General features: G+C 72.7%; 22 protein-coding genes. 3 read left to right on the top strand and 19 right to left on the bottom strand.

All coding sequences use genetic code 11. From position 1 onward, the window contains the following. The first annotated feature begins 40 nt into the window (after nucleotides 1-40). Both IC607_RS17965 and IC607_RS17960 read left to right on the top strand, forming a co-directional pair. Nucleotides 41-1534, top strand: coding sequence for a hypothetical protein (locus IC607_RS17965; protein ID WP_191788591.1), 1494 nt, complete (start codon nucleotides 41-43; stop codon nucleotides 1532-1534). Between the two features lie 5 nt (nucleotides 1535-1539). Then, on the top strand, nucleotides 1540-3861 hold the full coding sequence (locus IC607_RS17960) for a polysaccharide pyruvyl transferase family protein (protein ID WP_370526354.1): 2322 nt from the start codon (nucleotides 1540-1542) through the stop codon (nucleotides 3859-3861). A 12-nt stretch (nucleotides 3862-3873) separates the two neighbouring features. On the opposite strand, the gene IC607_RS16960 is transcribed toward IC607_RS17960, so the two are convergent. From IC607_RS16960 to hisD, 7 genes are all read right to left on the bottom strand, one after another. Continuing rightward, nucleotides 3874-4386 (bottom strand): hypothetical protein, encoded by a 513-nt coding sequence (locus IC607_RS16960; RefSeq protein ID WP_191788589.1) that lies wholly within the window; start codon nucleotides 4384-4386, stop codon nucleotides 3874-3876. Then, nucleotides 4386-4991: an imidazoleglycerol-phosphate dehydratase HisB gene (hisB, locus tag IC607_RS16955; RefSeq protein ID WP_191788588.1), complete on the bottom strand. Its 606-nt coding sequence runs from the start codon at nucleotides 4989-4991 to the stop codon at nucleotides 4386-4388. The genes IC607_RS16960 and hisB overlap by 1 nt, the downstream gene beginning before the upstream one ends. After that, nucleotides 4988-6091: a histidinol-phosphate transaminase gene (locus tag IC607_RS16950; RefSeq protein WP_191788587.1), complete on the bottom strand. Its 1104-nt coding sequence runs from the start codon at nucleotides 6089-6091 to the stop codon at nucleotides 4988-4990. Before IC607_RS16950 ends, hisB begins: the two co-directional genes overlap by 4 nt. Nucleotides 6092-6101: 10 nt before the next feature. Further along, on the bottom strand, nucleotides 6102-7124 hold the full coding sequence (locus IC607_RS16945) for an NAD-dependent epimerase/dehydratase family protein (protein ID WP_370526353.1): 1023 nt from the start codon (nucleotides 7122-7124) through the stop codon (nucleotides 6102-6104). After that, the gene (locus tag IC607_RS16940; RefSeq protein WP_370526352.1) at nucleotides 7121-9700 is read right to left on the bottom strand and encodes an alpha/beta fold hydrolase; all 2580 of its coding nucleotides are present in this window, start codon (nucleotides 9698-9700) and stop codon (nucleotides 7121-7123) included. Before IC607_RS16940 ends, IC607_RS16945 begins: the two co-directional genes overlap by 4 nt. Continuing rightward, on the bottom strand, nucleotides 9697-10749 hold the full coding sequence (locus tag IC607_RS16935; protein ID WP_191788586.1) for a 3-oxoacyl-ACP synthase III: 1053 nt from the start codon (nucleotides 10747-10749) through the stop codon (nucleotides 9697-9699). The genes IC607_RS16940 and IC607_RS16935 overlap by 4 nt, the downstream gene beginning before the upstream one ends. Nucleotides 10750-10855: 106 nt before the next feature. Continuing rightward, nucleotides 10856-12178, bottom strand: coding sequence for a histidinol dehydrogenase (gene hisD / locus IC607_RS16930; RefSeq protein WP_191788585.1), 1323 nt, complete (start codon nucleotides 12176-12178; stop codon nucleotides 10856-10858). 68 nt (nucleotides 12179-12246) lie between these two features. On the opposite strand from hisD, the gene IC607_RS16925 reads away from it, so the two are divergent. Further along, complete coding sequence (locus IC607_RS16925) at nucleotides 12247-12495, top strand: RNA-binding S4 domain-containing protein (RefSeq protein WP_191788584.1); 249 nt, start codon at nucleotides 12247-12249, stop codon at nucleotides 12493-12495. A gap of 2 nt (nucleotides 12496-12497) precedes the next feature. Here the strand turns inward: IC607_RS16925 and dnaE are convergent, their stop codons facing one another. The 12 genes from dnaE to IC607_RS16870 all read right to left on the bottom strand — a co-directional run bounded on the left by dnaE (nucleotide 12498) and on the right by IC607_RS16870 (nucleotide 23522). After that, nucleotides 12498-16034, bottom strand: a complete 3537-nt coding sequence (dnaE, locus tag IC607_RS16920) for a DNA polymerase III subunit alpha (RefSeq protein ID WP_191788583.1) — start codon at nucleotides 16032-16034, stop codon at nucleotides 12498-12500. A gap of 54 nt (nucleotides 16035-16088) precedes the next feature. After that, nucleotides 16089-16562 carry a GNAT family N-acetyltransferase gene (locus tag IC607_RS16915; RefSeq protein ID WP_370526351.1) on the bottom strand — a complete coding sequence of 158 codons (474 nt, stop codon included), beginning with the start codon at nucleotides 16560-16562 and terminating at the stop codon, nucleotides 16089-16091. Continuing rightward, nucleotides 16559-17494: an RluA family pseudouridine synthase gene (locus tag IC607_RS16910; RefSeq protein ID WP_191788582.1), complete on the bottom strand. Its 936-nt coding sequence runs from the start codon at nucleotides 17492-17494 to the stop codon at nucleotides 16559-16561. Before IC607_RS16910 ends, IC607_RS16915 begins: the two co-directional genes overlap by 4 nt. After that, nucleotides 17487-18071, bottom strand: a complete 585-nt coding sequence (lspA, locus tag IC607_RS16905; RefSeq protein ID WP_370526350.1) for a signal peptidase II — start codon at nucleotides 18069-18071, stop codon at nucleotides 17487-17489. Before lspA ends, IC607_RS16910 begins: the two co-directional genes overlap by 8 nt. Before the next feature lie 20 nt (nucleotides 18072-18091). After that, nucleotides 18092-18550, bottom strand: coding sequence for a TraR/DksA family transcriptional regulator (locus IC607_RS16900; RefSeq protein WP_191788581.1), 459 nt, complete (start codon nucleotides 18548-18550; stop codon nucleotides 18092-18094). 133 nt (nucleotides 18551-18683) lie between these two features. Continuing rightward, nucleotides 18684-19385, bottom strand: a complete 702-nt coding sequence (locus IC607_RS16895; protein WP_191788580.1) for a DivIVA domain-containing protein — start codon at nucleotides 19383-19385, stop codon at nucleotides 18684-18686. A gap of 160 nt (nucleotides 19386-19545) precedes the next feature. After that, the gene (locus IC607_RS16890; RefSeq protein ID WP_191788579.1) at nucleotides 19546-19836 is read right to left on the bottom strand and encodes a YggT family protein; all 291 of its coding nucleotides are present in this window, start codon (nucleotides 19834-19836) and stop codon (nucleotides 19546-19548) included. Nucleotides 19837-19839: 3 nt separating this feature from the next. After that, the gene (locus tag IC607_RS16885) at nucleotides 19840-20319 is read right to left on the bottom strand and encodes a cell division protein SepF (protein WP_191788648.1); all 480 of its coding nucleotides are present in this window, start codon (nucleotides 20317-20319) and stop codon (nucleotides 19840-19842) included. Nucleotides 20320-20461: 142 nt separating this feature from the next. Then, nucleotides 20462-21190 (bottom strand): peptidoglycan editing factor PgeF, encoded by a 729-nt coding sequence (gene pgeF, locus IC607_RS16880; protein WP_191788578.1) that lies wholly within the window; start codon nucleotides 21188-21190, stop codon nucleotides 20462-20464. 6 nt (nucleotides 21191-21196) lie between these two features. Next, a complete protein-coding gene (gene ftsZ, locus IC607_RS16875) occupies nucleotides 21197-22462 on the bottom strand; it encodes a cell division protein FtsZ (RefSeq protein WP_191788577.1) in 1266 nt (421 codons plus the stop codon). A gap of 107 nt (nucleotides 22463-22569) precedes the next feature. Continuing rightward, a complete protein-coding gene (locus tag IC607_RS17680; protein WP_255502346.1) occupies nucleotides 22570-22692 on the bottom strand; it encodes a hypothetical protein in 123 nt (40 codons plus the stop codon). After that, nucleotides 22689-23522, bottom strand: coding sequence for a cell division protein FtsQ/DivIB (locus tag IC607_RS16870; RefSeq protein ID WP_370526349.1), 834 nt, complete (start codon nucleotides 23520-23522; stop codon nucleotides 22689-22691). The genes IC607_RS17680 and IC607_RS16870 overlap by 4 nt, the downstream gene beginning before the upstream one ends. Between the last annotated feature and the right edge of the window lie 117 nt (nucleotides 23523-23639).

Genomic DNA, 23639 nt, shown 5'->3' with positions numbered 1-23639 from the left:
CCTCGACATCCGAGCGCCCCAACCCCCGGAAGGACGACGCGTGCCGGACCTCAAGCGCAGAACCCGACGAGTCGCGGCGGCAGGCGTGCGCCGGACGGCGGTCGTCGTGGCACCGTCGCTGCCGATCAACCGCCGCTACGCCTCCGTGGTGGCCTCGGTCTCGACGACGGCGACGAGCCTGTCCTCGAGCTCGCAGTGGGAGCGGATCCTGCTGACCCAGGCGGTCCTGGCGCACGCGCAGGCGCTCGCCGAGCTGCGGCGCAACCCCTGGCGCTCGCTCGCGGTCGAGTCCGGCGCCAAGCCGTGGCACGCCGCCTGGCCGTCGCTGTTCACGTCGCTGCTCGACGTCGGCCGCCGCGCCCAGGCCGCCGGCGAGAACGCGCTCGCGCTCGACGTGTACCGGCTGCTGGCCGACTCCCGTCCCGTCTCGCAGGCGAGCTGGCTGGGCCTCGCGACGACGCTCGACGCGCTCGGCGAGTACCGCGACGCCCGGTCGGCCGCCGAGCGGTACACGGCCCTGACGGGCCGACAGGTCACCCTGCCCAACGACGACGCCCGGGGCTGGGACGCAGCCGCGAGCGCGGAGCTCGACGCGGTGCTGGCCGAGCTGACCGGCAGTGCCGACGACCCTGCCGACGACGCAGCGTCCGGCCCGGCCACCGAGCCCGTGGGCGCCGACGCGACGCAGACCTGGGTGCGCGCCGAGTCCCTCGCCGCCACTGGTCGACCCGCGCTCGCGACGTTCGCGACGGCGCTGGCCGCGACGAGGGGCGCGCAGCAGCGGTACGGGTTCGGGTCGGCGTTCGACGCGCTCGTCGCGCGCACCGTCGCGGCGGGCGAGCCGCTCGCCCCGTTGGCGCCGCTGGTCGACGCCGTCGAGGGCGCGCGCCGCGCGCCGCGGCCCGGTCGACTCACCGCCGACGACGCGGTCGCGCTGCGCACCCTCGACATGTCGGGCCTGCGCCAGTACCTCGACGGGAAGTCGGTGTGCCTCGTCGCCAACTCGGCACGACTCCTGAAGCACGACGCGGGACCGCTGATCGACTCCTACGACGTGGTCGTGCGGTTCAACTCCTTCGCCCTGGACGCCCCGCGCACGGGGACCAAGACCGACGTGCACGCCACGATCCATCTGCACAGCTTCAACTGGTCGGTACCGGTCGACGTGCGCCTCGTGTTCAGCGGCAAGCGGGACCTGTGGCGCAGCTCCGTCGTCGAGCACGTCGAGCCCGGAGCCCAGACCTACCTGGGGGACGAGTCCCTGCGCTGGCCCGCCCTGAGCCTGTTCACCCCCGCCGAGCGCGCGGACTTCAAGGTCCCCACCACCGGCTTCAACACGATGCGTCTCATCGACTTCCTGGACGTCAGCACCGCCATCGACCTGATCGGTTTCGACTTCTACGACGGCGGCGCCTACCGCATCCCGGAGGCCATGCACCTGCCCGTGGCCGCGGCGCACAGCTACGAGAACGAACGGCGCTGGGTCATGGACCGGGCCGTGTCCACCACCGACATCACGATCAGCCTGAGGTGAACCCCGTGCCCACGCCCCGCAGGGACGCGTTCGTCGCGTTCGTCGACGACAACTACTTCCCCGGCTTCGTCGTGCTGCTCAAGAGCCTCACGCTGACCAACCCCGACGCGGACGCCGACTTCGTCGTCCTGCACGACGGCCTCGCGCCCGCCCACATCTCCCGCGCCCTGTCCCTGCGCCCGGACCTGCGCTTCGTCCGTGTGGACACCGAGCGCTACGACACGTACGCCAAGGGATCCGCCGCGAACTACCTGTACACCAAGGCCTACTACATCCTCGACGTGTTCCGTCTGGGCGGCTACCGCCGGATCGTCACGCTCGACACGGACATGGTGGTGCTCGACCGGATCGACGACCTGTTCGAGGTCGACGCCCCGTTCGCCGCGGTCCCCCAGTTCTTCGACTCGGACGGCGGCCGCAAGCTCAACAGCGGCCTGCTGGCGTTCGACCACACGTTCACGGACGGCGACTTCGCGGATCGCCTCGACGCGATCGGTCGCAGCGGCGCCTACGAGCTGGAGCGGCACGACCAGGGCGTCATCACCGCCGCGCTCGACGGCGACTACCTGCGCCTGCCGCGCCGCTACAACTGGGTCAAGCGCGCGACGCGCCGCGGTGGGGTGCCGCCGCAGGACACCGCGATCCTGCACTTCACCGGCAAGTTCAAGCCGTGGGACGGCGGCGAGCACGGGTACGCCCGCCTCGAGGCGCTCTGGCACCGCTACGACGTGAGCGACCGTGCGTTCCTGACCGCGTGCGCACACCTGGCCGAGCAGGGGCTGATCGCCGACGAGGGTGCGGCGCGGTCCTACAAGGCGCGCGCGACGTCCGACGCCGACCCCGAGGCGCGCACCTCCGCAGCCGTGCTCCGCGAGAGCGCGTCCCTGCGGGCCGCCGGCGACTTCGCGGCCGCCGTGACGCTGCTCGAGTCGAGAGCGCTCGAGGTCGGTCGGCTCGGCCCCGCGTACGCCCTGGAGCTGGCGACGGCGTACCGCGCCGTGTCTCGGTACGACGACGCCACCGTCGCCGCGAGCCTGGCGCTGACGTCGGACCGGGCCGCCGAGGCGCACGTCCTGCTCGCCGAGGTCGCGTGGATCGTCGGTGACCTGCCCGGCGCCCGGGAGCACGCGCGGGCCGCGCTCTCCCTCGAGCCGCTGCGTCACAAGGCCCGCCTGGTGCACGCCCGCGCGACGCGCCCGACCCCCGACGACGACGTGGTCGCGACGGTGGACCCCGACGGCATCACGCTCTCGCACGCCGCGTTCTACGTCGACCCGCTCGGCAACTACGGCGACGTGCTGCTCCCGGCGGCGGTCCGCGAGGCGGTCGGTCACGTGCGCGGCGTCGCGGACTGGCACGGCGTCCACGTCCACCAGGTGTTCGACGAGGCGGCCGTCGACGCCGTCAACGAGACGAGCGGCCTGCTGGTCGGCGGCGGCGGGCTGTTCCTGCCGGACACCTCCCCCAACGGCAACTCGGGCTGGCAGTGGAACGTGCCCGACGCGAGCCTGGAGCGGCTCCGGGTCCCGCTCGGTCTGGTCGCCGTCGGCTACAACCTGTTCCCCGGCCAGGAGTTCGTCGGGTCGCGGTTCCGCGACTCGTTGACGCGCGTGGTCGAGCGCGCGGACTTCGTCGGGCTGCGCAACCGCGGCTCGATCGAGCGCGTGCGGGCGCTGCTCCCGTCGGACCTCGCGGACAAGGTCACCTACCTGCCGTGCCCGACGACGGTGCTGGGGCTGCTCGACGGCACGGCCTACGCCGACCCGGTCGGCCAGGCCTCGCCGCGGGACGTCGTGTACCTCAACATCGCCTACGACCGCTCGGCGCTGCGGTTCAAGGACGACTACGCCGCGTTCCTCGCCCAGATCGACGCGTTCGTGCGGTCTCTGGACGGCGTCGCGCAGGTCCGCGTCGGCGCGCACACCATCCCGGACGAGAAGATCGCGACCGACCTGTTCCGCGAGCACGGCACCCGTGTCCCGGTCGACAGCTTCTTCCGGCTCGGGATCGAGGAGACCACCCGCCGCTACCGGGACGCGGCCCTCGTCGTGGGCATGCGCGGGCACGCGGGCATGATCCCGTTCGGGCTCGGCACGCCCATCGTCAGCCTGATCTCGCACGCCAAGCTGCGCTACTTCCTCGAGGACATCGGGCGCCCCGAGTGGGGGGTCGAGGTCACGGACCCGCACCTCGGGGCGCGGTTGACGGAGCTGAGCACCGCGATCGTGACCGAGCAGGCCCGCTACCGCGAGCAGGTCGCCCAGGCACGCGCCGCGCTGTACGAGACGACGACCGCGGCGCTGACCCCGTTCCTGACCAACCTGTAGGCGGGGCTGGGGTCAGCGCTTGCGGGCCGACGACGCCAGGAGCCTGGTCGCGCGCCAGCGCGACATGCCGACGCTCGTGACCACGCCCTCGAGGTCGCCCACCTCGACGGAGCCGAGCAGCAGGTCCTCGAGCACGCCGGGGCCAGTGGCCAGCAGCAGGCCGGACGGCATCTCCTCGCCCGCCGCGCCGTTGGTCCAACGCACGGCACGCACGTTGCCCTCGCGCCGCTCCAGCAGCACGACGGGGTTGGCGCGCAGCAGCTTGGAGATGGCGGCGGCACCCTCGGTCGCCGCCGCCGGGTCGCGCAGCGCGGCGATCGCTCCGCCGGACGACGGGACGACGTCGACGGCCACACCCGCGAGCACGCACGCCGCGGCGAGCGGCGCCGGCAGGGCCACCTGCGTCACGACGAGGGCGACCGACGGGACCTCGTCGGCGGGCGCGAACAGCGACGACAGGTCGTCGGGGACGACGACGTCGTCGGGAACGTCGGGCCCGTCAGGGACGCCCTGCTCGTCGGGCATCAGAGCGCACCCTTGGTGGACGGGATCCCGTCCACGCGCGGGTCCAGCTGCACGGCGAACCGCAGCGCCCGGGCCAGCGCCTTGAACTGGGCCTCGACGATGTGGTGCGGGTCGCGACCGGCGAGCACCCGCACGTGGATGCTGAACGCGGCGTGGTGCGCGATGGACTCCAGCACGTGCCGCGTGAGCGAACCCGTGAAGTGGCCGCCGATCAGGTGGTACTCCTGGCCCACCGGCTCGCCGGTGTGCACGAGGTACGGCCGGCCCGACACGTCGACGACGGCCTGGGCGAGCGCCTCGTCGAGCGGGACCGTGGCGTCGCCGAAGCGCGAGATCCCCCGCTTGTCGCCGAGCGCCTCACGCAGCGCCTCGCCGATCGTGATCGCGACGTCCTCCACCGTGTGGTGGGCGTCGATGTGGGTGTCGCCCGTCGCCTTGACGGTCAGGTCGATGAGCGAGTGCTTGCCGAGGGCGGTGAGCATGTGGTCGTAGAACGGCACCGTCGTCGAGATGTCGGTGCGGCCCGTGCCGTCGAGATCGAGCTCGACCAGGACGCTCGACTCGCTCGTGGCACGTTCGATGCGGGCGGTGCGCTTCGCGCTCATAGTCCGGCAACCTCCACCAGGGCGTCCTTGAACGCCGTCATCTCCTTGCTGGTGCCGACCGACACCCGCAACCACCCCTCCGGACCGACCACCCGGATCAGGACCCCCCGGTCGAGCAGACCCTGCCAGATCGCGCGCCGGTCGTCGAACATCCCGAACAGCACGAAGTTCGCGTCGGACTCCGCGACGGTCAGCCCGTGCTCGCGCAACCACCCGACCAGCGCGTCCCGCTCGTCGCGCAACGAGCCCACCTGCGCCATGAGCTCGTCGCTGTGCGCGAGCGCGGCCCGAGCCGTCGCCTGCGTGACGGCCGACAAGTGGTACGGCAGGCGGACGACGCGCAGCGCGTCCACGAGCTGCACCGAGGCGGCCAGGTAGCCGAGCCGGGCCCCGGCCAGGCCGAACGCCTTGGACATGGTCCGGCTCACCGCCAGGTGCGGGTGGTCCGTGAGCAGCTCGAGCGCCGACGGCACGCCCCGGCGGCGGAACTCGCCGTACGCCTCGTCGACGACCACGACGCAGCCCCCCGGGACTGCTGATGCTGCATCGAGCACGGCCAGGACCGTGGCCGCTGGCAGCGCGGTGCCCGTCGGGTTGTTGGGGCTCGCCAGCAGGACGACGGAGGGCGCGTGCTCGGCGATGGCCGCGCGCGCCACGTCGGCGTCCAGGCTGAAGTCCTCCTCGCGCCGTGCCTCGACCCAGCCCGTGAACGTGTCGCGCGCGTACTCGGGGTACATCGAGTACGTGGGCCCGAACGACAGGACCGTGCGACCCGGGCCGCCGAACGCCTGCAGGACGTGCAGCATGATCTCGTTCGATCCGTTCGCGGCCCAGATCTGCTCAGCCCCCAGCTCGACGCCGGACTCGGCGGCCAGGTACGCCGCGAGGTCCTCGCGCAGCGCGGTGAAGTCGCGGTCCGGGTAGCGGTTGAGCCCGCGCGTCGCGTCGGCGACGGCGGCCGCGACGTCGGCGACCACCTGCTCCGACGGCGCGTACGGGTTCTCGTTGACGTTGAGCAGGTGCGGGACGTCGAGCTGGGGAGCCCCGTAGGGCTCGAGCCCGGCGAGCTCGGGTCGCAGCGGCAGCGGTTGGGCGGTCACGCGACCGAGTCTAGGGACGCCCGACGACGGGCGCGGGCGCCGTCCACGGGACGCCCGCGTGCGCGGCCAGGCGGGCGATGCCCTCGTCGACGCTGACGCGCGGCTCCCAGCGCAGGGCCCGGCGCGTGCGCCGCTGGTCGAACCAGTGCGCGGTGGACAGCTGCTCGGCGACGAACCGCGTCAGCGGCGGCTCGCCCGGCAGCGGCAGGTGCGCCCACGCCGCGTCCAGGCCGGCTCCGACGCCCCGAGCGAGTGCCGCGGGGACGCGCAGCCGCGGCACGGGCACACCGTTCGCGGCGCAGATCTGCTCGATGAGCTCGCGCACCGGGCGCGGCTCGCCGTTCGTGACGACGTAGGCCGCGCCGTAGGCGTCGTCGGGCGCCACCACGGCGGCGACCAGCGCGTCCACGGCGTTGTCGACGTAGGTCGTGTCGATGAGCGGTGCGCCCGACCCCAGCACGGGCAGCCGCCCGGCACGCGCACGCTCGACGATCCTGCCGATCAGCTGGGTGTCCCCCGGCCCCCACACGACGTGCGGTCGGACGGCGAGGACCCGGTGGCCGGGCGCGTCGGCGCCGAGCGCGAGCAGCTCGGCCGACGCCTTGGTGCGCGCGTAGGGCCCGCGGGCGTGCGCCGGCTCGGCCGGACCGGCCCCCGCCCCGACGAGCGAGCCGCCCACGTGCGCGACGGACGGCGACGAGACGAACACGACGCGCGGGACGCCCGCGGCCCGCGTCTCGGCGAGCAGGGTGCGCGTGCCCTCGACGTTGACCGCCCGGTACTCCTGCTCGGGGCCGACGATGTCGACCTTGGCGGCCAGGTGGACGACCGCGTCGACACCGTCGACCGCGCGCGCGACCGCGTCGGGATCCGTGACCGAGCCGAGCACGTCCGCGGCCCCCACGACGCCGGACGGTCGTCGCTGCAGCGCACGGACGTCCCACCCGTCGGCGACGAGCCGGGCCGCCACGCCACCGCCGAGCATGCCGCTCGCGCCGGTCACCAGGACCGTGCGGCCGCCGGCGCCCGTCACGGCTTCGCCCGGCGACCCGCCAGGACGGCGTCGGCCCAGGCCGCTATCCGCGTGCGGTCGATCTTGGAGTTGTGCCGCAGGTCCGTCGGCAGCTCGGGCAGCGTCAGGACCGCGGCGACGGGGACGTCGAGCGCAGCGCGCACGCGCGCCGCGAGGTCGGCGGGCGCCAGCCCGGCGCGCGACGAGCCGTCCGGCTCGACGACGACGACCACCTGCTGGGTGCCCGCGGGGCCCACCCCGACGACCGCCGAGCGCACGACGCCGGTCACGGCGTCGACCGCCCGCTCGGGCGCCACGGGCGTCACGACGCCCGCATCCGTCACGACGACGTGGGCGAGGCGCCCCTCCACCCACAGCCGATCCTCGGCGTCGAGCCTTCCGACATCACCCGTGCGATGCCACCCGGCGTCGCGGGCCGACACGTCCTGGGTGAACCAGAGCCTGTCGTAGCGGGCCTTGAGGTGCGCACCGCCGACGAGGATCTCGCCGAGGACGCCCGGCTCGGTGGACGGCTGCCCCGTCGCGGCGCCGGTCTCGTCGAGCGCGCTCACGCTCACGGCCGCACCGGAGACGGGACGCCCCACGCAGACGCCCGGACCGTCGCCGGCCGCCAGGATCTGAGTGAGCTCGACGTCCGTGACGGGCAGCATCTCGGTCATGCCGTACGGCGTGTGCAGCTCGGCCGCAGGAAGCAGCTCACGGGCGGCCAGCAGGAGCTCGCTCGGCACCGGTGCTCCCGCCGACAGGAGCGTCCCGACGCCGGCCAGCGCGGTCCGGTCGTCGTCGCCCAGGTCACCGGCCGTCTCGAGCAGGCCGACGATCGCCGCGGGCGACGCGAACACGACCGACCCGTCGACCGCACGCACGGCCGCCGCGAGCGCCGCGGCCGACAGGGTGCGCGGTGCGGTCACGTCCATGTCGGGGCTCGCGCTCGTCGCACCGAGAGCCGGACCGAGGAGCGCGAAGGGGGCGAACGCCGCGACGAACGGGCGGTCGGGGCTGATGCCGTACGTCGTCGCGACCGCGTCACGCATGGCTGCGAGCCCGCGCTGCGTGTAGACGACGCCCTTGGCCGGGCCCGTGGAACCCGACGTGAACAGCACCGCGGCCTCGTCGTCGGGCTGCGGCTGCGCCGGGTCCAGCTCGATCCCGGCCCCCAGCTCGGCGACCTCGACGAGCGTCGCGTCCACGCCGAGCGCCCCTCGGGACCGGCGATGCACGGGACCCGCGGCGACCAGGGTCGGAGCCCAGCCGAACGCACGGGCCGCGAGCAGGGCGCGCTCGATGCCGATCACCGCGACCGGGCGCGATGCCTTGACCGCACGCGACAGCGCGCCCACGCCCAGCCCCGCGTCCGCGACGACCACCACGGCGCCGAGGCGCAGGCACGCGTACAGGACGGCGGTCAGGTCCGCGCCGGGCGGGATCAGCACCGCGACCCGGTCGCCCGGTCGCACACCCAGCGCCGCCAGGCCACGGGACAGCTCGGCCGTGCGGCGCGCGAGCGCACGCCACGAGATCGTCCGGCTGCCACCTCCGCGCAGCTCCACGAGCGCGGGGCCGTCGTCGTCCGCACGCTCGTCGAGGGCCGCGCCCAGCAGGCGCACGGGCGTGCCGTCGGCCGGCGGGTCCAGGTGCGCCGCGGCCTCGCCGGCATTCGTGACGCGCGCGTCCAGCCAGCGCAGCACACCGGAGGCCACGTCCTCGTCCTCGGCGACCAGGTGGCCCGCGGTCGGGTAGCGGTGCTCGTCGGCGTGCGGCAGACGGTCGCGCAGGTCGTCGAGGAACCGGTCGGAGAACACCGGGTCGCGCGCACCCCACGCCAGCAGCGCGGGCACCTGCAGGTCACGCACGCCGGCGGCGATGCGCTCGAGCTCGGGCCGGCTCGGGTTCTCTGCGGTCGCCGGGATGTCCTCGACGAAGTCGCCCACCGCGGCGCGGCGTGACGGCGTGCGGTACGGCAGGCGGAACGCGTCGCGCACCGGCTTGGTCAGGCGCGGGTGCGCCAGTGCGAGCGTCGTGTCGATGAAGCCCGTCGTCGTGACCGTGGCAGCCTGCCGGACGCCGCCCACCATGGCGGGGCGCAGTGCCGCCGGGGCTCGCTCCCCCAGCGGCTGGTAGACGGCGGTGTTGAGCAGCACCACGCCGGCCAGCAGGTCGGGGTGGTCGACGGCCCAGCCGAGGCTGATCGAGCCGCCCCAGTCGTGACCGGCCGTCACCACGGGGCCCTCGAGCGCCAGGACGTCGGTGAGCTCACCGAGCTCGCGCACGCGGTCCGCCAGCCGGTGCTGCCGGCCGGTGCGCTCGGAGAACCCCATGTCGAGCTGGTCGACGGCGATCACGCGCCACGGCCGCTCGGCGCGCGTCGCGGCGGCGACGAACGAGCGCCACAGGTACGACCAGGTCGGGTTGCCGTGCACGGCGAGGATCGTGCCGACCGGCTCGGCCTCGAGCCGCGAGGCGTTGTCGAGCACGTGCCACGCACCGGACGGGGTACGCACCACCCGCGACCAGGCAGGGTCCAGCCCCGGCAGCCCGCTCGGAGGCAGGGATGCCGCTGTGACGTGCGAGCTCACCAGACGATCTCCGTCATGGCCGTGTTGAGGCCCGAGCCGACGCCCATGCAGACCACGCGGTCGCCCGCGGACAGGGAGTCCGCCTCGGCGGCCAGCGTCATCGGCAACGATGCGGGACCGACGTTGCCCCACAGCGGGAACGTCGTCGGCACGCGACGCTTGTCGAGCCCGAGCGCGTCGACGATCGACTTGGTGTGCACGGTCGAGACCTGGTGCGTGATGAAGCGGTCCGCGGCGTTCCAGTTCCAGCGCGGCTCGGCCTCGTGCCACGCGTCGACGACGAGCTCGAGCCCACCGTCGAGCAGGCCCTGCGGGTCGGTCGACATGCCGTCGGGGCCGCCGACGCACAGCGTGTGGTGCTGGGTCGCCGCACGCGACACGCCGCCCAGGACGCGGTGCGCACCCGGGTGCAGGCTCGCGGGGCCGAGCACCGCCGCGGCGGCACCTGCTCCCAGCGTCAGCGTCGCGAACTCGCGCAGGAAGTCCTCACGCGTGGAGTCGCCCTCCGACAACCGCCGGATCGTCGCCTCCTGGGTGGGCTGGGGGTCCTCGCCGTCCACGATCACGGCGTACCGGATCTGACCCGCGTCGATGAGCTGGGCCGCCAGCGTCAGGCCGTTGACGAAGCCCAGGCACGCATTGGTGATGTCGAAGTTGAGCGCGCTCGACGGCAGGCCCAGCCCGTCGTGGATGCGGGAGGCGACAGACGGTTCGAGGTGCGTGCGCGTCACGGACGTGTTGATGAGCAGCCCGACGTCGCTCGGGTCGACCCCGGACTCCGCGAGCGCCTTGGCTGCGGCCTGCGTGGCCGCGTCGTCGAACGTCGTGCCGGCGTCCCACCAGCGTCGCTCGGTCACCCCGGCGACGCGGCGCAGCAGGCCCTTGGGCAGGCGCAGCCGCTTGAGCGTCGCGGCGAGCTGCTCGTCGAACCGGCCCGAGGGCATGACCACGGGCGCCTCGACGGCGGTCACGGCCAGGAGCGCGACGTCGCGGTGCTCGAAGACGGCGTTGCCTGCTCGGCCTGCGCCTGTTCCCACACTGCCTGTCATGGATGGCGTCACTCTCAGCGCTCACTTCCCTCGCGCTGCACGGGCGCGTGTCGTCGTGCTCCTACTGTGCACTTGCGGGACGGTGCGGGCCACACGGCCCGCACCGTCAGAAACGCGCCCGTACCGCCTCGCCGTGCGCGGGCAGACCCTCGGCCTGCGCCAGGGCGACGATCGGCGCGGCCACCTGCGCCAGCGCGTCCGCGTCGTACTCGATCACCTGGACCGCCCGCAGGAACGAGTGGACCCCCAGGCCGCTCGTGAAGTGCGAGCACCCGCCGGTCGGCAGGACGTGGTTGGATCCGGCCATGTAGTCGCCCAGCGAGACCGGGGAGTACGGGCCGACGAAGATGGCGCCGGCGCTGCTCACGCGCTCGGCGACCTGCGCGGCGTCCGCCGTCTGGATCTCCAGGTGCTCGGCGCCGTACGCGTTGACGACCTCGAGGCCGGCCTCCAGGTCGTCCACCAGGACGATCGCCGACTGCGGGCCGTCCAGGGCCGTCGCCACCCGGTCACGGTGGAACGTGGCGTCGACCAGGTCGACGAGCTTGGACTCGACCGCACCGGCGAGCTCGACGCTGGGCGTCACGAGCACGGCGGCGGCGAGCGGGTCGTGCTCGGCCTGGGAGACCAGGTCGGCCGCGACGTGCACGGGGTTCGCGCCGCCGTCGGCCAGGATCGCGATCTCGGTCGGGCCCGCCTCGGCGTCGATACCGACCACGCCGCGCACCAGACGCTTCGCCGCGGCGACGTAGACGTTGCCCGGACCCGTGACGACGTCGACCGGCTCGCACAGCGTCTCGCCGTCGGCAGCCTCGGAGCCTGCGGCGCCGTACGCGAACATCGCCACGGCCTGCGCACCGCCGACCGCATAGACCTCGTCGACGCCGAGCAGCGCGCACGTCGCGAGGACCACAGCGTCGGGCAGGCCGTCGGCGTCCTTCTGCGGCGGGGACGCGACGGCGAGGGAGCCGACGCCGGCCGCCTGCGCGGCGACGACGTTCATGATCACCGACGAGGGGTAGACCGCCAGGCCGCCGGGCACGTACAGCCCGACGCGCCGGACGGGAACCCACCGCTGACGGACCTGCGCACCCGGTGCCACCTGGACCGTGAAGTCGGCGGGGACCTGCGCGCCGTGGACCTGGCGCACGCGGCGGATGGTCTCCTCGAGGGCCGCGCGCACGTCGGGCGCGAGCACCCGCACGGCGTCCGCGATCGCATCGGCGGGCACGCGCAGGGCTGCGGGGCGCACACCGTCGAACCGCTCGGCGAGGTCCCGCAGCGCGGCGGCACCGCGGGCGCGGACGTCGTCGATGATGGGCGCGACGACGGTCCCGGCGTGCTCGACGTCCACCTCGGCACGAGGCAGCTCGGCGAGGAGCTCACGACGCGACAGGGCGCGACCGCGCAGGTCGATGCGGGAGATCACGCGCCGAGTCTATGCCGCGCGGCCGTGCGAGAGCCCGGTCATGCCCGATCCCGGGGCAGACTGTGCCCATGATCACTGGACCCTCACCCGACGAGCACACCGCGACCGTGCCGATCGCCGACGACTCCATCCGGCTGGGTCAGTTCCTCAAGCTCGCCGACCTGGCCGAGTCGGGCTCGGCCGCCCGCGAGCTGATCGAGGACGGCGCGGTGAGCGTCAACGGTGAGCCCGAGCTGCGCCGTGGCCGTCAGCTGCGCCGCGGCGACGAGGTCGTCGTCGACCTGCCCGGCGGGCAGCTCGCCGCGACGGTCGGCTGAGCTCAGGACGCCAGGCAGCTCGGCCCGAGCAGCGCCTTGAGGTCGCCGAACAGCGACGGCGACCGCTCGACCCGCAGGCCGTCGTCGAGCCGCATGACCGTGGCCCGCCCGGGCTGGGTCAGGCGCAGGTGCACCTCGGTGACGCCGGGGTGGGTCGAGAGCACCTCGCGCAGCCGCTCGACGAGCGGCGGCGTGCACCGCGCGACGGCCATCGAGACGACCACCGGCGAGTCGGCCGTGACCGAGACGTCGGGCAGCGACACCTCCATCGCCTGCAGCTGCATGGTCTCGTCGCGCCGGCGCACACGCCCCCGCACGACGACGACCGCGTCCTCGGCCAGCACGGTGGAGTAGGCCAGGTACGTCTCGCCGAAGAACATGATCTCGACGGCGCCCTCGAGGTCCTCGATCGTCACCGCGGCCCACGGGTTGCCCTGCTTGGACATCTTGCGCTGCAGGGACGTGATGAGTCCCGCGACCACGACGGTCGAGCCGTCGGGCCGCGCCTCGTCGGCGTTCAGCGTCGCGATCGACACGTCCGCCGCCGCCGCCAGCACGTGCTCGATGCCGGACAGCGGGTGGTCGGACACGTACAGGCCGAGCATCTCGCGCTCGAACGCCAGCCGCTGCTTCTTGTCCCAGTCCGGCAGGTCCGGGATCGCGATGGAGAAGCCGGGGTCGTCGTCGCCGCCGAACACGTCCGCGAACAGGTCGAACTGCCCCTCGGCCTCCTTGCGCTTGACGCCGATCACCGCGTCGACGGCTTGCTCGTGCACCAGCAGCAGGGCCCGGCGCGGGTGGCCCAGGGAGTCGAACGCGCCGGCCTTGATCAGCGACTCGATGGTGCGCTTGTTGCAGACGACCGCGGGCACCTTGTCGAGGAAGTCCGTGAACGACGTGAAGGCGCCCTTCTCCTCGCGGGCCCGCACGATCGCGTCGACCACGTTGGCGCCGACGTTGCGCACGGCGGTCAGACCGAACCGGATGTCGGTGCCGACGGCCGTGAAGTTGGCGGCTGACGAGTTCACGTCCGGCGGCAGCACGGTGATGCCCATGTGCCGGCACTCGCCGAGGTACAGCGCCGACTTGTCCTTGTCGTCGCGCACCGAGGTGAGCAGCGCCGCCATGTACTCGGTCGGGTAGTTCGCCTTGAGGAAGGCGGTCCAGTACGAGACCACGCCGTACGCGGCCGAGTGCGCCTTGTTGAACGCGTAGTCGGAGAACGGCAGCAGGATGTCCCACAGCGTCTGCACGGCCGCCATCGAGAACCCGCGCTCGACCATGCCGCCGGAGAAGCCCTCGAACTGCTTGTCCAGCTCGGACTTCTTCTTCTTGCCCATGGCACGACGCAGGATGTCGGCCTGACCGAGCGAGTACCCGGCGACGCGCTGGGCGATCGCCATGACCTGCTCCTGGTAGACGATCAGGCCGTACGTCGTACCCAGGATGTCCTCGAGCGGCTCGGCCAGCTCGGGGTGGATGGGCGTGACCTGCTGCGCGCCCGTCTTGCGCAGCGCGTAGTTGGTGTGCGAGTTGGCGCCCATCGGGCCCGGTCGGTACAGGGCGCCGACGGCCGAGATGTCCTCGAAGTTGTCGGGTCGCATGAGGCGCAGCAGCGAGCGCATGCCGCCGCCGTCGAGCTGGAACACGCCCAGGGTGTCGCCGCGGCCCAGCAGCTCGTAGGTCTTGCGGTCGGTGAGCTCGAGGTCCTCCAGGACCACCGGCTCCTTGTCGTTCATGACGATGTTCTCGAGCGCGTCGTCGAGGATCGTCAGGTTCCGCAGCCCCAGGAAGTCCATCTTGATCAGGCCGAGGCCCTCGGACGTCGGGTAGTCGAACTGCGTGATGACGGCGCCGTCCTGCGGGCGCCGCATGATCGGGATGATGTCGATCAGCGGGTCGCTGGACATGATGACGCCGGCGGCGTGGACGCCCCACTGGCGCTTCAGGCCCTCGATGCCCTTGGCGAGCTCGACGACGCGCTGCGCCTCCGGGTCGGCCGCATGGACCTGCCGGAACTCCTCGGCCTCGTTGTATCGCTTGTCGGCGGGGTCGAAGATGCCCGTCAGGGAGATGTCCTTGCCCATGATCGCGGGCGGCATCGCCTTGGTGAGCTTCTCCCCCATCGCGAACGGCATGCCCAGCAGCCGGGCGGAGTCCTTGAGGGCCTGCTTGGCCTTGATCGTGCCGTACGTGACGATCTGCGCGACGCGGTCCTCGCCGTACTTGTCCGTCACGTACCGGATGACCTCACCGCGCCGACGCTCGTCGAAGTCGACGTCGAAGTCGGGCATCGAGACGCGATCGGGGTTGAGGAACCGCTCGAAGATCAGGCCGTGCTGCAGCGGGTCGAGGTCGGTGATCTTCATGGCGTAGGCGGCCATCGAGCCGGCACCGGAACCACGCCCCGGCCCCACGCGGATGCCGTTGTCCTTGGCCCAGTTGATGAAGTCGGCGACCACGAGGAAGTACCCCGGGAAGCCCATCTGCGTGATGACGCCGGTCTCGTACTCCGCCTGCTTGCGCACCTCGTCCGGGATGCCGGCCGGGTAGCGCGCCTGCAGGCCGGTCTCGACCTCCTTGATGAACCAGCTCGTCTCGTCCTCGCCGGGCGGGCACGGGTAGTTCGGCATGTAGTTGGCCGACGTGTTGAACGAGACCTCGCACTGCTCGGCGACGAGCAGCGTGTTGTCGCACGCCTCGGGGTGCTCCGCCCAGATGCGGCGCATCTCAGCTGCCGACTTCACGTAGAAGCCGTCTCCGTCGAACTTGAACCGGTCCGGGTCCGTGAGCGTCGAGCCGGAGTTGATCGCCAGGAGCGCGTCCTGCGACCCGCGGTCCTCCTGCTTGACGTAGTGCAGGTCGTTGGTGGCCAGCAGCGGCGCACCGATCGTCTCCGACAGCCGCAGCAGGTCCTTGAGCACCCGGGTCTCGATGTCGATGCCGTGGTCCATCAGCTCGACGTAGAAGAAGTCCTTGCCGTAGATGTCCTGCAGCTCTCCGGCGACGCGGACCGCCTCGTCCCACTGGCCGAGCCGCAGCCGCGTCTGGATCTCGCCCGACGGGCAGCCGGTGGTGGCGATCATGCCCTTGGCATACGTCGACAGCAGCTCGCGGTCCATGCGCGGCCACTTGCCCAGCTGCCCCTCGAGCGACGCGAGCGAGCTGGCGCGGAACAGGTTGTGCAGGCCCTCGTTGTTGCGGGCCAGGAGGGTCATGTGCGTGTAGGCACCGCGCGCCGAGACGTCGTCGGCCTCCTGCCCCTGCTGACCGAACCGCACGCGCGTCTGGTCGAACCGGCTGGTGCCGGGCGTGACGTAGGCCTCGACGCCGATGATGGGCTTGACCCCGGCCGCCGTGGCCTTGGCCCAGAAGTCGAACGCGCCGAACAGGTAGCCGTGGTCGGTCGTCGCGATCGCGCTCTGACCGAGCCGCTCGACCTCCGCGAACAGGTCGCCCAGGCGCGCCGCACCGTCGAGCATCGAGTACTCGGTGTGCACGTGGAGGTGGACGAAGTCGGATCCTCCAGCAGCAGCCATGCGGGCGATCCTACGTCGGTCCACCGACACGTCGGGACCGCCCCGCGGGCCGGTTCAGGACGTGACGATCTTCACCGCGTCGCGGTGCCAGATGTTCTCGTCGAGGTACCGCTCCGGGCGCGCGACGTACCCGAGTCGCTCGTAGAAACCGAGCGCCTGCTCCTGCGCGCTGAGCTCGACGGCGACCGTCCGGACCCCGTCCCGGACGATCCCGAACCGGGCCAGCGCCTCGTCCTCGAGCGCGGTCATGAGCGCCGCGCCGACGCCCAGCCCGCGCGCGGCCGCCGTCACCGCGACGCGCCCGATGTGGGCCGGGTCGCCCTCGTGGTGCGGCGCGAGCAGGCGGGCCGTGCCGAGCGGCGTACCGTCGTCGGCCGACGCCAGCACGTGCACGGTGGTCGGGTCGTCGTCCAGCGCGTCGATCTCGCGTGCCGGATCGACGTTCTGCTCGTCGACGAAGACCGCCATGCGGATCGCCGTCATGGCGGCGCGCTGGGCCTCGTCCTCGACCCGGACGACGACGGTCACCGATACCCCTCGCCCAGGGCGGCCAGGGCCTTGGCCAGGTCGTCCGGGTACTCGCTCGTCAGCTCGAGCCACTCGCCCGTGGTGGGGTGGTGGAACCCGAGGCGCATGGCGTGCAGCCACTGCCGCGTCAGGCCCACGCGCGCCGCGAGCGACGGGTCCGCCCCGTAGGTGAGGTCGCCGACGCACGGGTGGCGCAGCGCGGAGAAGTGCACGCGGATCTGGTGGGTGCGCCCGGTCTCCAGGTGCACCTCGACCAGGGAGGCGGCCGGCAGCATCTCGAGCACCTCGTAGTGCGTGACGCTGGGCTTGCCGCTCGCGACCACGGCGAACTTCCAGTCCGAGCTGGGGTGGCGCCCGATGGGGGCGTCGATCGTGCCGGTCGTCGGCTCCGGGTGGCCCTGGACGAGCGCGTGGTAGACCTTCTCGACCGTGCGCTCCTTGAAGGCGCGCTTGAGGACCGTGTATGCGTGCTCGCTCTTCGCCACGACCATGAGGCCGCTCGTGCCTGCGTCGAGGCGGTGCACGATGCCTTGGCGCTCGGCCGCGCCCGACGTCGAGATCCGGTACCCGACGGCGGCGAGCGCGCCGACGACCGTCGGCCCCGTCCAACCCGGCGACGGGTGCGCGGCGACACCCACCGGCTTGTCGATCACGACGAGGTCGTCGTCGTCGTACCGCACGACCATGCCGGGCACGGGCTCCGCCACGACCTCGACCGCGACAGGCGCCACCTCGGGGATCTCGACCTCGAGCCACGCCCCGGCCATCAGCCGGTCGGACTTGCCCACCGCACGGCCGTCGACCCGGACGCCACCCGCGGCAGCGATCTCGGCCGCACGCGTGCGGGACAGGCCCAGCAGGCGCGACAGGGCCGCGTCGACCCGCTCGCCGGCCAGACCGTCGGGGACGGGCAGCGCGCGCGTCTCAGGCACCGGTGCGCGCCTCGCCGTCGGACTCGGCCGGCGCGACCGGCGTGACCGGCTCGGCGGCGTCGTCGGAGCGCTGACCCTCCCGCGTCCCGTCGAGGTGGATGCCCAGCACCACGGCCAGGACGATGAGCACGGCGGCGACGACGATCGCGATGTCGGCGACGTTGCCGACGAACCAGTCGCCGTACGCGATGAAGTCGACGACGTGACCGCGCGCGATCCCTGGCTGCCGGAACATGCGGTCGATCAGGTTGCCGAGCGCGCCACCCAGCAGCAGGCCGAGCGAGACGGCCCACAGGGCCGAGCCGATGCGGCGCGAGGCCCGCACGATGACGACCACGACGACAGCCGCGACCAGGGTCAGCAACCACGTCATCCCGGTCGCGATCGACAGCGCGGCACCGGGGTTGAACACGAGCTCGAAGCCCAGCCACCCGCCCAGCACGTCGGTGCGCTCACCGGCGGTCAGCGAGTCGAGCGCCCAGACCTTGGTCAGCTGGTCGACGAGCAGGACCAGCACGGTCACGGACACGAGCGTGGCGACGAGGCGGCGACGAGCCACCGAAGGGGTAGAAGGCACCGCAGGAGTCTACGGGCGGCTCAGCGCCGCTCCTCCCGCTGCTTGCACGTGACGCACAGCGTGGCGCGCGGGAAGGCCTGCACACGGGCCTTGCCGATCGCGTTGCCGCAGGACTCGCACGTGCCGAACGTGCCGGCCTGGATGCGGGCGAGGGCCCGCTGCGTCTGGCCGAGCATGTCGCGGGTGTTGATCACCAGCGCCAGCTCCTGCTCGCGCTCGAGCGCCGACGAGCCGGAGTCCGCCTGGTCGTCGCCCGCGCCGTCGCCGGAGTTGCGAAGCAAGTTGGACAGCTCGGCGTCAGCGGACGCGAGCTCGCCGGTGAGACGGTCGATGTCCGCGGTCAGCTCGTCGGCGACCTCGCGGACCTCCTTGCCGGTCCACGGCTTCTCCCCGTCGCGCACCGGGAAGGAACGGACGAGCTTGGCGAGCTCCTTGCTGTCGGTCAGGTCGACGGCGGTGATGGAGTCGTTGACGGCCATGACGGCCCCCCTGTCTGTCAAGGTCACGTGACTGTAAGCGCGGGAGAGGACGCGCACAACACGCCACGCCGGTTTCACCCGGCGTGGCGTGTCGATGCTGGTCAGCGGAACGGCCCTGCGTCCCGCTGCTCGATCAGAGGTTGTGGGCGTCGGCACCCGGCTGCGACTGCCCCGGACGGGCCGGCGGCAGCGCGCTGCCGCGGTTGTCCAGGTCGCCGAGAAGGTTCTCGAGGTAGCTCTTCAGACGCGTGCGGTAGTCGCGCTCGAAGACCCGGAGCTCGTCGATCTTGCGTTCCAAGAGCGAGCGCTCCTGCTCGAGCTGGCCGAGCGTGCGCTGCGACGTCTCCTCGGCCTCGCGCACGATGCGGTTGGCCTGGCTCTTGGCCTCGCCGACCAGGCGCTCGGACTCCTCCTGGCCGCTGCGCACGTAGTCGTCGTGCAGCTTCTGGGCCAGGGCGAGCATGCCCGTCGCGGACTCGGGCTCGTTGCCACCGCGCTGCGGCGCGGCGGCGACCGGGGCCACGGGGGCGGCGACGGGCGCCGGGGCCGGAGCGGCGACGACCGGCTCGGGAGCGGGGGCCGGCGTGGGCTCCGGCTCCGGCTCGGGCTTGGGGGCGGGAGCAGCCTGCTGGGCGCCCGCGCGGCTGAGCTCCGCAATCCGACGCTCGGCGGCGGCCAGCTTGGTCTTCAGGTCGTCGTTCTCGCCCTGGAGGTCACGGAGCGTGTTGACGACCTCGTCGAGGAAGTCGTCGACCTCGTCCTGGTCGTAGCCCTCGCGGAACTTGGTCGCCTGGAACTTCTTGTTCAGCACCTCGTCTGCGGTCAGCAGCGCCATCGTCGTCACCTCTGTCGGTCGTACTGGTCAGGCCGGGGGCAGTCCACCGACCACCTCGGCTCACCGTAGCGGACATTGCGGGGGTGGCACTCCCCGGGGGATGCGTTCGTCGACGTCGTTCACCCGGCACGGTGAGCCCGGCCGCGTCGACAGCCAGCTGTCACATCGCGTAGCCGCCCAGGATCGACAGCCCGATCGTGCACGCGATGAACAGGATCATGAAGCCCAGGTCGAGCGCCACCGACCCGATCCGGAGCGGCGGGATGATCCGCCGCAGCAGCCGCAGCGGCGGGTCCGTCACCGTGTAGGTCGCCTCGGCGATCACCAGCACGACGCCGGTCGGTCGCCACGAGCGCGCGAAGACCTGGACCCAGTCCAGCACCAGCCGCACGAGCAGCAGGATGAAGAAGAGCAGCAGCGCCAGGTAGGCGACAGAGAGGACTACCCGCACGAATCAGCTCTGGTTGTAGAAGCCGGCACGCTGACCGGGGTCACGCGCACCCGCCTCGCCCGAGACCTCGACGTGCGACGGCGAGAGCAGGAAGACCTTGGCCGTCACCCGCTCGATAGCACCGTGCAGGCCGAAGATCAGGCCGGCCGAGAAGTCGACCAGCCGCTTCGCGTCCGCGTCGTCCATGTCGGTGAGGTTCATGATCACCGGGATGCCCTCGCGGAACGCCTCACCGATCTTGCGGGCGTCGTTGTACGAGCGCGGGTGGATCGTGGTGATGCGACGAAGCTCACCCGCAGACGGCGCCTCCTGCACCGGCGCGTGCGTGACGCGCGCGGGTCGCAGCGGGGTGACCTGGGCCTCGTGCTCGTGCTCTTCTGCCGGCATCTCTCCCCCGTCGTACTCGTCGAGGTACTCCTCGTGCTCACCGCGGTCGTCGGCCAGCCCGAGGTACAGCATCGTCTTGCGCAGCGCTCCGGCCATGGCCTTCGCCCCTCCCCCGGACAGCTCCGGCATAACGTGAGGACCCTGGCCCGGCGTGGTCACCGGGGGTCCAGCTCGTCGACCACGCTAGCAACGTGAACGACGAGGCCTCAGGCGCGACACGCCCGAAGTCCCATGCCGTTCAGGTGATCCCATGTTTTGTCAAGGGCCTGATCACACCCGCGAACCGGCCGGTCCGCCCGTCGCGACGGAAGGAGTAGACGCGGGACTCGAGGTACGTGTCGACGTCGCTCCGCACGACCGTCGTCACGCCCTGGTCGGCCAGCACGGCGGCGACCCCCGACGGCAGGTCGAGCGCGGGAGTTCCCCACGACGTCGTGGCCGCCGTGCCCGGCACGCGCGCCACCACGTCGTCGCGCATCGCCGCGGGCACCTCGTAGGAAACTCCCTGGACGCTCGGACCGAGCGCGGCGACCATCCGCTCGACGCGCGCCCCAGCCTCCACCATCGCGGCGACGGTCGCCTGCAGGACGCCGTCGACGAGACCTGGCCGGCCGGCGTGAGCGGCGCCGACCACACCCGCCGCGTGGTCGGCCAGGAGGACAGGGACACAGTCGGCCACCATCACCCCGACGGCCACGCCTGGGTCGACCGACACGAGGCCGTCCGCCTCACCGGCGTCCGCCGGGGACGCCAGGACGACGACGCGGCTCCCGTGCACCTGGCGTGCGAGCACGAGCGGCGCACCGAGCCACTCGGCCACGCGCCGCCGGTTCTCGGCGACGGCGTCCGGGTCGTCGCCCACGTGGTCGCCCAGGTTGAGCCCGTCGTACGGCGCCAGACTGACGCCGCCGTGGCGATCGGTGAACCCGGCCCGGACGCCCGGACCGAGGTCCACCTGGTCGATCACGTCAGCTCACTTGAGGAAGTCGGGCACGTCCAGCTCGTCGCGCTCGCGCTCACGCCGCGGGGCGTCCTCGGAGAAGATGCGCGGCACCTCGAGCGCCCCGGTGATCGGGACGGGCTCGGCCTCGGTGGACAGGAACGCGGGGACGACGGGCTGGCTCGACGTGGTCGGCCCCGCGGACGGGACCGGCGCCGTCAGCTCGTCGGGCGCCTCCGTGCGGGGCGCGGGCACGCGCGCCGGCTCGACCGACGCGGGCGCGGTGACCTGGCGCGGCGCGGCCGCCCCGCTCACCTGGCCGAGCGCACGCGAGTCGCGACGCACCTGCGGGGAGCCGCCGTCGAAGCCGGCCGCGATGACGGTCACGCGGACCTCGTCGCCCAGGGCGTCGTCGATGACGGCACCGAAGATGATGTTCGCCTCGGGGTGCGCGGCCTCCTGCACCAGGCGGGCGGCCTCGTTGATCTCGAACAGACCGAGGTCCGAGCCGCCCTGGATCGACAGCAGCACGCCGTGCGCACCGTCGATGCTCGCCTCGAGCAGCGGCGACGAGATCGCCATCTCGGCGGCCTGGACCGCACGGTCGTCGCCGCGCGCGAAGCCGATGCCCATGAGCGCCGAGCCGGCGCCCTGCATGACCGACTTCACGTCGGCGAAGTCGAGGTTGATCAGACCCGGCGTGGTGATGAGGTCCGTGATGCCCTGGACACCCGACAGCAGCACCTGGTCGGCCGAGTGGAACGCGGACAGCACCGAGACGGACCGGTCGGAGATCTGCAGCAGGCGGTCGTTCGGGATGACGATGAGCGTGTCGACCTCGGCACGCAGCGCGTCGATCCCGGCGTCGGCCTGGACCGAGCGGCGGCGACCCTCGAACGTGAACGGCCGCGTGACGACACCGATGGTCAGGGCTCCGAGCGAGCGTGCGATGCGCGCGACGACCGGCGCACCGCCGGTACCCGTGCCGCCGCCCTCGCCCGCGGTGACGAAGACCATGTCGGCGCCACGCAGGACGTCCTCGATCTCCTCCGCGTGGTCCTCGGCTGCCTTCTTGCCGACCTCGGGGTCCGCACCGGCACCGAGACCGCGCGTGAGCTCGCGGCCCACGTCCAGCTTGACGTCCGCGTCGGACATGAGCAGGGCCTGGGCGTCGGTGTTGACGGCGATGAACTCGACACCCTTGAGGCCGACCTCGATCATGCGGTTCACGGCGTTGACGCCGCCGCCGCCGATACCGACGACCTTGATGACCGCCAGATAGTTCTGCGGAGCTGCCACGGTGGGTGCCTCTCGTTCTCGGTGCTGAACGCGGCCTGGCCGCGGTGTTCTCGGGGCCGACGCGCCGACTCCGGATTCAACCTTCACCCTCAGGTTGAGGGTTATAGTTATGTCAGGTGTGCTGTCAGTGCGTGACCGTAGGTCGCCACCTGCCGCCGATCAACGACCGCGCCGCGCGTGTCGCCGACGAGCATCGGGTAGTTCTCCTCGACCTCGATCGAGGACGTCATCGCGTGACCGGGAGCTCCGGCGCCGAGACGTCGATGACCTTCGCGTCCTTGCCCGCCTTCGATGCGCGCAGGGCGTCGAGCACCGCGATCTTCAGCGGCGTCCGCGTCGCGCTCCCCCAGTCGACGCGCACGCCGTCGCGCAGGTTCATGGTCACCGTGTCCTGCGTCCGGGCCGAGACGCTCTTCACGTCCGCGAGCACCTTGTCCGGCAGCTGCTCGAGCACGGACAGGACCGCGTCCAAGGTGCGCTTGTCCCCCACCGGCACGTCCACGACCGGCAGGCCCTTCGGCGCGCTGTCCACGCGCCCCACCTGCACCCCGTCCATGTCCAGCAGGGCGAACCGCGAGCCGTCAGGCACCGCCGCGACAGGTTCGCGCGCCACCAGGGTCACCGAGACGCCGTGCGGCCAGTCCCTCATCACACGCGCACCCCGGACCCCCGGGACGTCCAGGATCTCGTCGCGCATCGTGATCGTGTCGAGCCGCGGCAGCGGGACGTCGGCCCGCTGGTCGACGACGGCCAGCACCTGGTCGACCGCGACCACCGACCCGGCCCCCGAGACGGTCACCTGATCGGTGTCCAGCGCGAGCACCGGCGAGAAGAAGAGCAGCCAGGCGATGGCGAGCACGCCCACCACGCCGCCCGCGATCATCGCGAGCTGTCGACGCGCGAGCCGGCGCCGGGCCCTGGCCCGCTCGGCGAACCGGGCGGTCGACGTCCGCGAGACGACCTCGGGGATCTTGACGGAGAACCGCGGCGCCGACGTGGCCGGGGCGCCCGGTGCGGACGAACCCGACAGCCGCCGGCCCGAGGCTGAGTACGTGGACACGTTGCGGACCGTTCCGGTCGCCGTGGCCGTCCCCGCCGGTGCGCTCGCCGCGACGGGCCGCGCGGGTGCGACCGGAGCGGTCGCCGGAGCCTCACCTCGGGTCCCGCCACGTGCCTC

Origin of the sequence: Cellulomonas sp. JH27-2 (assembly GCF_014837175.1) — a bacterium.
GTDB lineage: Bacteria > Actinomycetota > Actinomycetes > Actinomycetales > Cellulomonadaceae > Cellulomonas.
Note: the sequence above shows the minus strand (reverse complement) of the source record. Positions and strands in the feature narration are given on the sequence as shown.